The sequence below is a fragment of the Rhizorhabdus wittichii genome, from assembly GCF_017607425.1.
Lineage (GTDB): Bacteria > Pseudomonadota > Alphaproteobacteria > Sphingomonadales > Sphingomonadaceae > Rhizorhabdus > Rhizorhabdus wittichii.
The window spans coordinates 2,761,505-2,774,738 of the sequence record NZ_CP059319.1 but is presented as its reverse complement, the minus strand read 5'-3'; the positions used below and the strand labels follow the sequence as shown (position 1 = coordinate 2,774,738).

At 68.2% G+C, this 13,234-nt stretch carries 10 protein-coding genes; 6 read left to right on the top strand and 4 right to left on the bottom strand.

Annotation, left to right across the window (positions count from 1 at the left end):
• Positions 1-43: 43 nt before the first annotated feature.
• From HRJ34_RS13000 to HRJ34_RS12990, 3 genes are all read right to left on the bottom strand, one after another.
• Entirely contained in the window at positions 44-1,312 is a 1,269-nt protein-coding gene (locus tag HRJ34_RS13000) for a tyrosine-type recombinase/integrase (protein WP_012049936.1), read from the bottom strand.
• A gap of 508 nt (positions 1,313-1,820) precedes the next feature.
• Positions 1,821-3,329, bottom strand: coding sequence for an aldehyde dehydrogenase family protein (locus HRJ34_RS12995; protein ID WP_208634287.1), 1,509 nt, complete (start codon positions 3,327-3,329; stop codon positions 1,821-1,823).
• Between the two features lie 27 nt (positions 3,330-3,356).
• Positions 3,357-4,814 carry an APC family permease gene (locus HRJ34_RS12990; protein ID WP_208634286.1) on the bottom strand — a complete coding sequence of 486 codons (1,458 nt, stop codon included), beginning with the start codon at positions 4,812-4,814 and terminating at the stop codon, positions 3,357-3,359.
• A 203-nt stretch (positions 4,815-5,017) separates the two neighbouring features.
• On the opposite strand from HRJ34_RS12990, the gene HRJ34_RS12985 reads away from it, so the two are divergent.
• The 6 genes from HRJ34_RS12985 to HRJ34_RS12960 all read left to right on the top strand — a co-directional run bounded on the left by HRJ34_RS12985 (position 5,018) and on the right by HRJ34_RS12960 (position 11,935).
• Positions 5,018-5,431 carry a nuclear transport factor 2 family protein gene (locus HRJ34_RS12985; protein ID WP_012049939.1) on the top strand — a complete coding sequence of 138 codons (414 nt, stop codon included), beginning with the start codon at positions 5,018-5,020 and terminating at the stop codon, positions 5,429-5,431.
• A 3-nt stretch (positions 5,432-5,434) separates the two neighbouring features.
• A complete protein-coding gene (locus HRJ34_RS12980; RefSeq protein ID WP_029994081.1) occupies positions 5,435-5,914 on the top strand; it encodes a Cif family virulence factor in 480 nt (159 codons plus the stop codon).
• Positions 5,915-5,922: 8 nt separating this feature from the next.
• Positions 5,923-6,888, top strand: a complete 966-nt coding sequence (locus HRJ34_RS12975; RefSeq protein ID WP_016747329.1) for a LysR family transcriptional regulator — start codon at positions 5,923-5,925, stop codon at positions 6,886-6,888.
• 159 nt (positions 6,889-7,047) lie between these two features.
• Positions 7,048-9,351 carry a TonB-dependent receptor gene (locus tag HRJ34_RS12970; RefSeq protein ID WP_016747330.1) on the top strand — a complete coding sequence of 768 codons (2,304 nt, stop codon included), beginning with the start codon at positions 7,048-7,050 and terminating at the stop codon, positions 9,349-9,351.
• A gap of 24 nt (positions 9,352-9,375) precedes the next feature.
• Positions 9,376-10,965 (top strand): amidohydrolase, encoded by a 1,590-nt coding sequence (locus HRJ34_RS12965; RefSeq protein ID WP_208634285.1) that lies wholly within the window; start codon positions 9,376-9,378, stop codon positions 10,963-10,965.
• Positions 10,955-11,935, top strand: coding sequence for a CobW family GTP-binding protein (locus HRJ34_RS12960; protein ID WP_208634284.1), 981 nt, complete (start codon positions 10,955-10,957; stop codon positions 11,933-11,935). The genes HRJ34_RS12965 and HRJ34_RS12960 overlap by 11 nt, the downstream gene beginning before the upstream one ends.
• On the opposite strand, the gene HRJ34_RS12955 is transcribed toward HRJ34_RS12960, so the two are convergent.
• Complete coding sequence (locus HRJ34_RS12955) at positions 11,928-13,220, bottom strand: NAD(P)/FAD-dependent oxidoreductase (RefSeq protein WP_208634283.1); 1,293 nt, start codon at positions 13,218-13,220, stop codon at positions 11,928-11,930. The genes HRJ34_RS12960 and HRJ34_RS12955 overlap by 8 nt on opposite strands.
• Positions 13,221-13,234: the final 14 nt, after the last annotated feature.

Here is a 13,234-nt window from a genome sequence, read left to right as displayed (position 1 = left end):
ATCGACACATGCCCTTTGCCCGGGTCGAGCGGCTCACCGAAGTTCATGCCGCAAGCTGGAGTTGTGTCGATTTAGCCGCGCCCTCCGCAAGCAGCCGTTCGATCTCGTCGGACGTTCGCCGCACGGCGAGCTTGAGCGCCTCGTCGATGTGGATGTAGTCTTGGGTGACGTTCTGCGAGGCATGGCCAAGCATGGCGCGGATCGTCAGCTCCGAGAAACCGAGATCGCCCGCCACGCTGCCGAAGGTGTGGCGCAGCGTGTGCGGCGTAATGCCCTCTATCCCCGCCAGCTTGGCAACGCGCTGGAGGCAGGCGCTGACTGCGGTGAATGGCCCCCGCCCGACTTCCGAGGGGAAAGCGTGCGGATTGCCCACGATCACCGGCTGGCTCTCGACGGCCTTGACGGCCGCAGGGCCGATCGCACGAATCTGCGCGCCGCCCTTGGTGTCGGGGAATGCCACATAGCCGCCGGCTCCATTGACCCAGGCTCGGTGCATCGCTTGGCCTTCCTCACGGCGGTATCCGGTCAGCAAGAGCGTGCGCAGCACGCCGAGGGCGACAGGGTTCTCGCCATTGCGCTCCGCATAGGCCATCGCCTTGCCCATCAACACTATCTCGGCGACGTTCAGGCGCCGGGTCTTCTTCTTACCGGCCAGCTTCTTCGCTCCCTGCGTCGGGTGAGCGTCCAGCAGGCCCTTATGCTTCGCATGCCCGATGATGGCCTGGAGCGTGCCGACGCAGCGCGCCGCCACACCGGCGCCGCCGGTCGCCATGCCGCCCCGGCCGCCGCTGCGCGGCTTCGCCGTCTTCCCGTCCTTCACATCGGTCTGCATCTGCTCGACATCAGCGATCGTCAGATGCTTGACGATCCGCTTGCCCAGGAGCGGCTTGATATGCGTCTTGATGCGGCTCTCATCCATGTCGAGCGACGATTTCTTGATCGGCAGGTTCTTGCGGCCGAGGATATTGCCCGCCCGAGCCTCGGTCAGATACCAGTCGCACATCTCCTCGACCGTCATTCCCTTGCGCGCCTGGCGAACCTCATCGGCGGGGTCTTCGCCGCCGATCACGGCCGCCAGCTTGAGCTTGGCCTGGTCGCGTGCCTGATCGACCGTCAGCACGCCATAGCGCGCGATATTGATGCGGCGCTTGATGCCCTCGGCGTTGCGATACTGGACGATGAACGTCTTGAGGCCGGACGGCAGCACGCGCACGCCGAAGCCTTTCAGCTCGGTATCCCAAAGCACGGTCTGCTTTTTCGACGGCGGCACGAGCGCATCGACCGCGCGCTTGGTCAGCTTGCTGGTTGGCATCGTGATCCTCCAGTTGGAGACAAAGCCCGACGGAAGGGGTATTGTCTCCAAATTGTCTCCATGCGGCGCCCAATTGCGTCCAGCAGCAGGATACGATAGGAGAGGTTAAGTATCAAGAACTGTTGAAGAAATCGTAGTATGGCGTAGCCTTGGAAAGCATGGAAAAGCCGCTTATCGAAGTTGCCAAGGTTGGGGTCGAGGGTTCGAATCCCTTCGCCCGCTCCAGTTTTCCGGGGTTTTTGACAAACCCCCTTCCTGAAAACCGATGATGTTTCCTGTTCGGATGGCGATCGTCGTCATGCTCGCATGGCATGGCGATGCGGGCCGCACGGCATGCGCCGCCATTCGTCTGGAACCCGCCATGCGGCCCAGGCCGTTTCGGGCCCGGGCCGACCGAGGGCGATCCTAGAGCGGTTCACGATCCGATTGCATCGGATCGGCCGCCCTAGGCTATTGTTTTACCGCGATTTCCGAGTCGGCAGATGTTTCCATCTGCCTAGAAATCGCTCTAACCCTCGTCGAGCATCACGCCCGCGCGGATCACCGTGTGCGACAATATCCCCTCATGGCCCAGCTCGAAGCCGACGCCGGACTGCTTGGCGCCGCCGAAGGGCAGCGAGAGGTCGAGGATGTTGTGGGTGTTGATCCACACCGTGCCCGCCTTCAGCCGCTCGAAATAGCGGTTGGCGGTCCGCAGCCCCTCGGTCCAGATGCTGGCGCCCAGGCCGAAGGCGGTGTCGTTGGCGATGCGCAGGGCCTCCTCGTCGTCCTTGAACGGGAAGGCGCACAGCACCGGGCCGAAGATCTCCTGCTGCACGGTGGGGTGGCCATGGTCGAGGCCGGTGATCACCGCCGGGGTGAAGTAGCTTCCGGCGCTCTCGACGATCTCGCCGCCTATGACGCGGGCGCCGGCCTCGCGGGCGCGGTCGACATGGCCGGCGACGCGGGCGCGATGGTCGGCGCTGACCAGCGGGCCCATCATCGACGCCGGGTCGAGCCCCGGCCCGAGCCGGATCGACGCCGCGATCTCGGCGACGCCGGCGACCACCCGGTCGAAATGCTTCTCGTGGATCAGCGCGCGCGATCCGGCGCAGCAATTCTGCCCCGAATTGCCGTAGATCGCCCAGGCCGCGCCGTGGATCGCCTTTTCCAGGTCGGCGTCCTCGGCGATGATCAGCGGCGATTTGCCGCCGAGTTCGAGATTATAATGCTTGAAGCTGCGGGCGGCCTGTTCGGCGATGAGCTGGCCGACCCGGGTCGAGCCGGTGAAGTTGATCTTGTCGACGCCGGGATGCTCGATCAGCGCCCGACCGGTGACCTCCCCGGTGCCGGTGACGACGTTGACGACTCCCGGCGGAACCCCCGCCGCGTCGCACAGCTCGGCCAGCCGCAGCGCGGTGAGCGAGGTCAGCTCGGACGGCTTGAGTATGATCGTGCAGCCCGTCGCCAGCACCGGCGCCAGCTTCCACACCGCCTGGCAGAGCGGCACGTTCCACGGCGTGATCGCGGCGACGACGCCGACCGGGAAGCGCCGGGTGAACCCGTTGAAGCGCAGGTTCGGCAGATAGGGGACCGACAGGTCCATCGTCTCGCCGTGGAGCTTGGTCGCCCAGCCCGCCATGTAGCGCAGCGTGTGGACCGACAGGTCGGCGTCGAACAGGCGGGTGTTGGCGATCAGCTTGCCGCTGTTGACGGTCTCGATCTCGGCCAGCGACCCCGCCTCGTCGCGGATCAGATCGGCGAGGCGGAGCATGATCTCCTCGCGCTGGTGCGGACGCATCCGTGCCCAGGCCGGGTCCTCCAGCGCGCGCCGCGCCGCCTGCACCGCGGCATCGACGTCGGCGGGGCTGGCCTGCGCGATGCGGCCCACTTCATCTCCGCTGCTCGGATCGGTCACCGGCAGCGTCTCGCCGCGCTCGGCGGCGCGCCATTCGCCGCCGATGAACAGCCCCTTGGTGCCGCCGATGAAGTCGCGCGCCTTCGCGCTCAGCCGCGAAAGGTCGTTGGCCGTCGTCATGGGATCGTCTCCTGATTGGCTGCGCGTTTACCCGGCCACCTGGCTCAGCCCGATGCGGGCGAAGACCTCGGGGCGGCGGCGACGCAGAAGAAGGGCCTGCGCCACGCCGATCCCCGCGATCACGAGGAGCAGCGCCGGCAGCCGGTTGATGAAGGTCGAATCGGTGCCGGTCAGCAGCGGATAATTGGCGACCGAGAGGATCGTGCCGGTCGCCAGCATCGCGCCGCCGGCGAAGGGGAAGAACGAGACCAGGCCGAGCCGTCCGGTCCGTTTCCGGAGGAAGACGGGGATGGCGAAGGCGGTGATCGTCAGCAGCGCCATCAGCCCGACCGAGCCGAAGCCGGTCAGCGCGGTGGTGAGCGACAGCAGCGGGTCGAGCCCGGCCAGCGCGAACAGCGAGATCACGACCGACAATATCAGGATGACCGGCAGGCCGGCGTTGAACGGCGCGCCGTTGGCGCTGCGCGTCCGGGCGAGGCGGGCGGGCAGCGCCCCGTCGCGGGCCAGGGCGAAGACGTAGCGCGCGCTGTTGTTGAACAGGCCGAGCACCGCGGCGAAGGCGCTGCTGATCACCAGCAGCGACAGGATCGCCTCGCCCTGCCGGCCGAGATAGTGGCGCGCCAGGCCGAACACGAACTGTCCGGGGTCCTTGCCGGCGGCGGCGCCGATGCCGGGCCCGCTCGCAACGATGAAGGCATAGGCGGTGAACACGTAGAACAGGCAGATCACGCCGATCGCGGCATAGGTCGCGCGGGGAATGGAGACCTCCGGATTGCGGGCTTCCTCCTGATAGATCGCCGTCGCCTCGAAGCCGATCACCGAGTTGAAGGCATAGATGGCGCTGACGCCGAGCCCCGGCGCGAGCACGACCGACGGCGCGAAGATGCGGCCGGGCGCCCCGAAGCCTTCGGCCAGCAGGATCGCGACGTCGAGCGCGAGGATGGCGATCACCTCGGCCCCCAGCGCGATCGCGAGCAGCTTGGCGGTGAAGTCGATGCGGAAATAGGAGAGCAGCGCGAGGATCGCGATCACCGCCAGCGCGCTGACGCCCCAATGGACGAAATCGAGCCCCAGCGTGTGGAGCAGGCTGGTGACGAAATAGGACAGCGCCCCCAGCGTCGCGCAGCACAGCGCGACATAGGAGACCAGCGCGACATAGGAGCCGGCGAGCCCCGCCGTCCGGCCGAAGGTCTGCGCGATGATCGCGTAGAAGGCGCCCGCGTTGCGGATATGGGGCAGCAGGCGGACATAGCCGATCGCGAACAGCGCGATCGCCAGGCCCGACAGCGCATAGGTGCCCGCCACCCCCATGCCGTTGCCCAGCGCGAAGGAGATCGGCATGGTCGCGACGACGATCGCCATCGGCGCGGCGACGGCCAGCACCATGAAGGTGATGTCGACGCTGCCGAGCACGCTTTCCGCCAATATGCCGGTCGCGGGCTGGTCGTCGGCGGGGCCGGACGGGGAACGGGTCCGTTCGTGCAAGGGGGCGGTCTCCGGATGGCAGGGATGAACGCCATGCTTCGGGGCAATGCGCGCGCAGTTCAACCGCGATCAGCAGTGAAAATGTTGCCGGGGACGCAACAACAGCCGGGCTCGCGGATATTGACCGCCGTCGCGCCCGGCCATCATATCGCCGGACATGGCCGGCGACCTCGGCGCGTCGCCGCCCGAATTGAGGATGAGCAATGAGCAGTGCCCAGGACAGCGCCGACATCGTCAAGCGCTTCTTCGATGCGTTCAACGCCGGGGACATCGCGGCCGCCTTCGCGACCCTGTCACCGGACATCGAATGGACCTATCATGGTCCGCGCGACCGGATTCCCTTTGCCGGGACCTTCGTCGGCCATGCGGGCGTGCAGGACTTCTTCGCCCGGGTCGGCCAGGTGATCGAGGTCAAGGAGATGACCCCGATCGCGCTGGTGGGCGTGGGCGACCAGGTGTTCGGACGCGGGATCGAGCACAGCATGTCGCTGGCGACCGGCAGGGAGTATCGGGTGCAATGGTCGCACGTCTATGAGGTGAAGGACGGCCTGATGACGCGCTTCGACGAGTTCATCGATACCGCGGCCGTCGCGGACTGCCTGACGGCGGAGCCATGACCCATGACTGATCAGGGGGCGGTGGCCCAGCGCGTGGCCGCGAAATGCCGCGAGTTCGAGACCCGCTTCCGGGCGGGCCAGCTCGCCGTGATGGTCCGGGACTTCTACCTTCCGGATGCGATCATGGAAGGGCGCGAGCTGCCCGCCCAGATCGGCCATGAGGCGATCACCCGGCTGTTCATCGAGGTCCGCGACGTGTGCCGTTCGATCGAGATCGAGATCGACCCGATCACGGTGATCGGCTCGGTCGCGTTCGGCAACATCACCAACCGCAACACGCTGATGACCGGCGACGTCGAGATCCATCGCGTGCTGATGATCTGGCAGGAGAAGGACGGCGACTGGTTCGTCTCGCGCGACTTCTTCTTCGCCGAGCAGGGCCTGCTGCTGAGCGAGCTCGACCTCGTCCCGCTGGTCGAGCGGCAACCCGCCCGCAATCGCAAGGCGCGCGGACAGGCCGCGTCGAAGGCGCAGGCACGGTAAGCCGCTAGATGCCAGGTATCAGCCGCCGCACCTACGAGATCAGCGTCCAGGATCACCGGCTGCAATATCTGTCCCTGTCGGCGCGCCACGGCTCGATGCGCGCCGCTGCCGATTATCTGGGGGTCGCGGCCTCGTCGATCAGCCGGCAGATCAAGCTGCTCGAACGGGCGCTGAGCATCGACCTGGTCGAGAAGGGCTCCTACAAGGTCCAGCTCACCGAGGCCGGGCAGCTGCTGATCGAATATTATGAGCGGCGGGTCGTCGAGCATCAGGAGCTGCTGGCGCGCCTCGCCGAGTTGCGCAGCACGCGGACCTCGACGATCCGCATCGTCGTCGCGCAGGGTCTGCTGGCGGCGCGCTTCCTCAAGGCCTTCGCCACCGTCTCGACCAAATATCCCGACATCAACATCGAGATGAAGGCGGCCGACGGCGACGAGGCCGAGCGGCTGGTGCTCAACGACGGGGCGCAGCTCGGCCTGCTGTTCGACACCGCGCAGGACGTGCGGCTGAAGCTGCTCGCGACCAGCCGGCAACCCTTCTCGCTGTTCATGTCGGAGAAGCATCCGCTGGCGCGCGAGGAGGCGATCTGGCCGGTGCAGATATCGGGCGAGCGGCTGGTGCTGCCCGATGCCGGCTCCCGCCTGCTCGAGATCATCCATTCGGTGTTCACCGAACGCGGCCTGCCGCTCAACATCGTCATGAAGTCGCCGTCGATCCAGGTCATCCTCGACAGCGTCGCGCAGGGCATGGGCGTTACCATGCTGCCGCGCATCCTGGGGCATCCCGCCGCGGCGATCGGCGGCATCGTCGAGCGGCCGATCCTGAGCGACGAACTGTCCGACATCCGGCTCCATCTGGTCAGCCGCGCCGGCCGCCGCATGACCCCGGCGGCGCTCGCCCTGCAGAACGCGCTGGTGCGCGAGATGCACCGGCTCGACGAGGAGCAATCCGCGCAGCCGCCGGCGCGCGGCTGACGCCCGGCCTCGGGGCCGAACCGCCCGGATCATCGAAAAGCAACGTTGCGGATCGCGCAACAACTGCGGGTCCCGGGGCCGTTGTGATCGCCCCGGGCTTCGACGACCTTCCGCCAAAATCGAGCGCAGCGTGGGATTATCCACGCGGAAAGGGAAAGAATGTCGAAGTCCAACCGGGTCAGGATCATGCTTCTCGGCGGCGCGGCGCTATGGCTGGGCGCCAGCATGGCCCAGGCCCAGGTCGCCGCGGATTCGGCCGACGATGCGGCCGGCGGCCTGCAGGAGATCGTGGTCACCGCGCAGAAGCGCGCCCAGAACATCCAGCGGGTGGGCATCGCCATCACCGCGGTGACGCCCGAGCAGATCGCCAACCGCAACATCGCCAGCAGCGCCGATCTCGCCGGCAAGGTGGTCGGGCTGGAAAGCTATTCGCCCTATGGCCCCGGCACCTCGTCCAACGTCGTGATCCGCGGCATCGGCCTCAACGACTTCGGCGAAGGCCATGAGGCGCCGGTCACCTCCTATGTCGACGAATTCTACATCGTCGCGGTCCCGGCGGTCGACTTCGCGCTGTTCGACCTCGACCGGGTCGAGGTGCTGCGCGGCCCGCAGGGGACGCTGTTCGGGCGCAACTCGACCGGCGGCCTGATCAACTATATCACCAAACGCCCGAGCCAGACCGCCGAGGGCTATCTCTCGGCCAGCTACGGTCGCTTCAACGACCTCAAGCTCGAAGGCGCCGCGACCGCGCCGCTGAGCGACACGCTGTCGATGCGCTTGTCGGGCACGTCGCGCCACAGCGACGGTTTCCAGAGGAACATCAACCCAGCGCTGGAGCGCGGCGGCCAGGCCGGATCGGACGCCGCCCGCCTCCAGCTCCGCTACCAGGGCGACGACGGCTGGGACATCCTGCTCAAGGGCGAATATGGCCGCACCAAGACGACCCATGCCTATTATGAGAGCAAGACCGGCTTCGTCGACGCCAACGGCCTGGTGGTCGCCGATCCGACGATCGTCGACGCGGTCGGCTATGCCGAGCGCAACACCCCGGCGGCGAAGAAGAACGTCGTCAACACCAACGACGCGGCCTTCCTCCGTTCGTCCGGCTATTCGGGTCTGCTGCGGATCGAGAAGAAGTTCGGCGACACGACCTTCACCAGCCTGACCGGCTACCAGTCGTACAAGCGGCGGATGCAGGAGGACAGCGACGGCACCCCCAACCCGCTGGTCTTCGCGAGCTTCCCCTATCAGGGCAAGCAGCTGACCCAGGAACTGCGCCTCTATCATGACGGGCAGTCGACCCGCTGGACGGTCGGCCTCTACGGCATGCGCGCGCTCGGCAAGGACCAGCCGACGGCGGTGTTCAACTTCCCGCTCGACGGGCCGACCGCGGTCGATCCGGCGACGGGGCTCTACAACGGCACCTATTTCCCGATCAGCCTCAACGCCGACTGGCGGCTGCGGACAAACTCGGGCGCCGTGTTCGGCCAGATCGAGCAGGACTTCGGCAAGTTCACCGCGATCGGCGGCATCCGCGTGACCCGCGACCGCAAGACCTTCACCGATCGCGACAACGCCGCGCTGCGCGATTGCGGCGGCGGCGCGGTGGGCGACTGCTTCCTGGTCGGCGACGGCGGCACCGGCACTCCGGTCCCGTTCCGGCTGAAGTACAGGGCCACCCTGTGGTCGGGGAAGATCGAGCTCGACTACAAGCCCGACAGCAACAACCTGCTCTACGCGAGCATCTCGCGCGGGACCAAGGCGGGCGGCTTCAACAACGGCTTCTATCCGACCGGAGTCTCGCTCGCGCGGATTCCCTATGGCGATGAAACGCTGATCTCATACGAGGTCGGGCAGAAGTCGACGCTGTTCGATCGCAAGCTGCGCATCAACACCTCGGCCTTCTATTACGACTATAAGGACTATCAGGCGTTCAACTATGTCGGCCTGGCGGGCCTGATCACCAACCAGGACGCGACCGCCTACGGCATCGAGACCGACATCGAGGCGGCGGTGACGCCGGAGCTCCGCCTCTATGCGGCGGGCGCCTATCTGCACACCGACATCGAGGACGTGGCGAAGGTCACCCCGGTGGGCACCACCGTCGTCGCCGATCGCCCGATGGCCTTCGCGCCGAAGTGGAGCGCGAGCGGCGGCGCGACCTACACGATCGCGCTGCCGAACGACCAGAGCCTCGCGCTCGACTGGAATTTCGAGGCGCGGTCGGCCCGCTATTCGGGCAATTTCGGCGATCCGGGCACGCAGCTCGAAGGCTATTTCAAGCATAATGCCTCGATCACCTACGAGGCGGCCGAGCATTGGCAGCTGCGGGCGTTCGTCGACAATATCAGCAACCGGCTCAACACCACCTATGGCGGCCCGTCCTTCGCGTCGCTCGGCATCATCCAGGTGCGCTACGCGATGCCGCGCACCTATGGTGCGGCCGTGCGCTATCGCTGGTAGGATCGCGACGGAAGGACAGGACCCATGGACCAGCCGGCCCGGCCGACCGCCTATGTCAACGGCCGCATCTACACCGTCGATGCGGCCCGATCCTGGGCGGAAGCGATCCTCGTGGAGGATGGAAGGATCGCGGGGGTCGGCCGTTCGGCCGACATCCTGGCCGCGGCGGGTGATGGCTGCGCCATCGTGGATCTGGGCGGCCGCATGGTCATGCCCGGCATCCACGATGCGCATGGCCATATCCTGCTCGCCGGGCTGAAGCACCGCTACGAATGCCGGCTGCCCGCCGATGCGTTGGGCCGCGACTATGGCGAAAGGCTGTGCGACTGCATCGCCTGCTCGCGCGGCAAGCTCAGCGGCTGGGTGATCGGCGGCGATTTCAACCCGACCCTGTCCGAGGCGGGCGAGGTCGACCGGAAATATCTCGACGAGAAATTCCCCGACACCCCCGTCTATCTCCACGACTATTCGCTCCACCACGGTCTCGCCAATTCCAAGGCGCTCGAACTGGCCGGGATCACCGCCGACACGCCCGATCCGTTCGGCGGCCGGATCGTGCGGCGGGCGGGATCGAACGAGCCGACCGGCGAGCTGGTCGAGCGCGCGACGTGGCAATTGTTCAACGCCCTGCCGAGCCCGGAGCCCGACGTGCATCGCGGCGCGCTGCGCTGGGCGCTGGAGACGGCGAGCCGGTTCGGCGTGACCGGCATCCAGGAGGCGTCGGCGACCCGGCCCGAGCTGGAGATGCTCCAGCAGATCGACCGGGACGAGGGGCTCGCGCTGCGCGTCTATGCGCATATCCCGTGGCGCGAGGAGCATTTCGGCCATGCCACCAGCGAGGCGCTCGACCGGCTGATCGAGGAGCGCCGCCGCTTCGCCAGCGAGCGGGTGAAGACCGATTTCGTCAAGGTGTTCATGGACGGCTCGCCGCTCGGCCCCCATTTCACCGACGCCCAGATCGATCCCGCGACGGGGCAGCCGCAGCCCGGCAAGCTGCTCCACAGCCGCGAGGAGATGGCGGCGGCGCTCGTCGCGTGGGACAAGGCGGGGATCACCGCCAAGATCCACTGCACCGGCGACGCGGCGGTGCAGCTCGTCCTCCAGGCGATGCGCGACATGCGGGCGGCGAGCGACGGCGGGACGATCCAGGAGATCAGCCATTGCTGCTTCGTCCGGCCGGACGACCTCGCCTGCTTCGCCGAGCTGAACGTCACCGCCGAGATGTCGCCGCCGATCTGGTTCGGCGACATGCCCGAGCTGGCCGCCTTCCGCGACCGCGGCTATCCGTTCGGGACGCTGGCCCGGATGGGGACCCGCGTGACCGTCGGCACCGACTGGACCTTCCTGCCCGAACCGAACCTGTTCCCCGCGCTGCAGGGGCTGCTCCAGCATGGCGCTGAATCGGTCGACCTCGCCACCGGCATCGAGATGCTGACGCTGGCGGGCGCGCGGGCGGTGGGGGCCGAGGCGCTGACCGGCTCGATCGAGGTCGGCAAGTCGGCCGACTTCATCCTGCTCGACCGCAATCTGTTCGACGGCCCCGTCGACGATATCGGCGAGGCGCGGGTGGTGGCGACGGTCTTCGAAGGGCGCATCGTCCACGATGCCCGATGAGGCCGCGCCGATCCCGGTGCTGCTCGTCACCGGCTTCCTGGGGGCGGGCAAGACGACGCTGATCGGGCGGATGCTCGACGACCCCGCCTTCGCCGGCAGCGCGTTGCTGGTCAACGAGGTGGGCGAGATCGGGATCGACCAGGAGCTGCTGGTCCGTAGCGGATCGCCGCCGCCGCAACTGCTCGCCAATGGCTGCGTCTGCTGCGTCATGAACGACGATCTCGGCCTGGCGCTGCGCGACCTCGACCTGCGGCGGCGCGATGGTTCGATCCCGCCCTTCGCGCGGGTGATCGTCGAGACGACCGGCGTCGCCGATCCGGCGCCGATCCTGGCGCGCTTCATCGCCGACGGCTGGATCCAGCGGCACTTCGTGCTGAGCGCGGTGATCACCCTGGTCGACGGCGTGCTGGGGGCGGCGACGCTGCGCAGCCAGCCCGAGGCGGCGAGCCAGGCGGCGCATGCCGACGCCATCCTGATCAGCAAGGTCGATCTGGCGGATAGTGGCGCGGTCGACGGCTTGCGCGGCCTGCTGGCGGCGACCGCGCCGCACGCGACGATCCTGGTCGCGGGCTCGGAGGCGGCGGCGGTCGGTCGGCTGCTGGAGCCGTTCCGCCTGCTCGGGCTGCGGGCGCCGCCGGACCATGACCACCACCACCACGACCATGCGCTCGTCACCACGGCCTCGTGGCGCTTCGACGACGTGCTGCCCTGGCCGGTGATCGCCGGTGCGCTCGACGATGTCGTCACCGCGCATCGCGGGCGGCTGATGCGGATCAAGGGGCTGTTGCGGGTCAGCGATACCGACCGGCCGGTGGTGATCGACGGGGTGCAGGACCTGTTCCACCCGCCGCGCCTGCTCGACCGCTGGCCGAGCGACGACCGGTCGAGCCGGATCGTGATGATCAGCCGCGATACGAGCAGCGAGGACGCGATGCGCGCCCTCCAGCGCGCGCTGGTCCCCGTCAGCTGAGCCGTTCGAGCCGGTAGAAGGCGGGGTCGACGATCGGCGTCGCGCCGGTGGCGAGATCGGCGGCGAGCTGGCCCGCGGCGGGCGAGGTGCCGAAGCCATGGCCCGAGAAGCCCGAGGCGAGCGTCAGGCCGGGCAGCTTCGCGACCGGCGAGATGACCGGCAGCGAATCCGGGGTGACGTCGATCGCGCCGGCCCAGCTTTCCTCGATCACGGCGTTGCCGAACACCGGCCAGGCGGCGATCAGGTTGCGCATCGCCTCGGCATTGAGGCCCTCGTTCACCGGCGGGTCCATCGTCCGGACCCGCTCGAACGGCGATGCCGCCGCTGCGTTCCAGCGGCGCCCGAGCGCGAGGTCGTCGACGAAGGCACGGCCGAGCGAGAGCCGCACGTTCCGCCACTGCGCGCGCAGCATCGGCAGATAGCGATGGCCGATCAGCAGGCTGTCGGGGACCAGCGGCGCGACGAAGCCGCCGCGCTGGGTGATCGTGTAGCCGCCGTCGGCGCGCTTGCGGAACGAGAAGTCGGGCGCGCCGACCGCGATCTCGGTCGGGCCCTCCATCGGCGCGGTGCGCAGGACCGAGGCGATCAGCGGCAGGGTGGGCAGCGACACGCCGAGATTGCCGAGGAAGCGCCGCGACCACAGGCCGCCGGCGAGGATGACCTGGTCGCAGCCGATCTCGCCGCGCTCGGTGACGACGCCGGACACCCGGCCGGCCGCCATCGACAGGGTGCGGACCGCGCAATCCTCGACGATGACCGCGCCCTTCGCCAGCGCGGCGCGGGCCATCGCGCTCGCCGCGAGGCTGGGCTCGGCGCGCCCGTCGGTCGGCGAGTGGATGCCGCCCGCCCAGCCGCCGGTGCCGCCGGGCACGAGCTGGTCGATCTGGCCGGGGGTCAGCAGGCGCGCGTCGAGCGCGTTCCCGACCGCGTCCAGCCAGGCGCGGTGCCCGGCCATCTCCGCCTCGGTCCGGGCGACGTACATGATCCCGGCGCGGCGATAGCCGACGTCGGCGCCGACCCGATCGGCCATCGCCGTCCACAGCCGTTCGGACGCCAGCGAGAGCGGCAGGTCATGCTCCTCGCGCCCGATCTTGCGGATCCAGCCGAGGTTGCGCGACGACTGCTCGCCCGCGATCCGACCCTTTTCGAGGACGGTCACGGGGATGCCGCGCTCGGCCAGCGTCAGCGCGGCCATCAGGCCGACGATGCCGCCGCCGATCACCGCCACCGTCGTCGATCGCGGCATCTCCTGCGAGGTCTGGACCGGAGTGATGCTTGGCGCCACGGCGTTGATCCCTG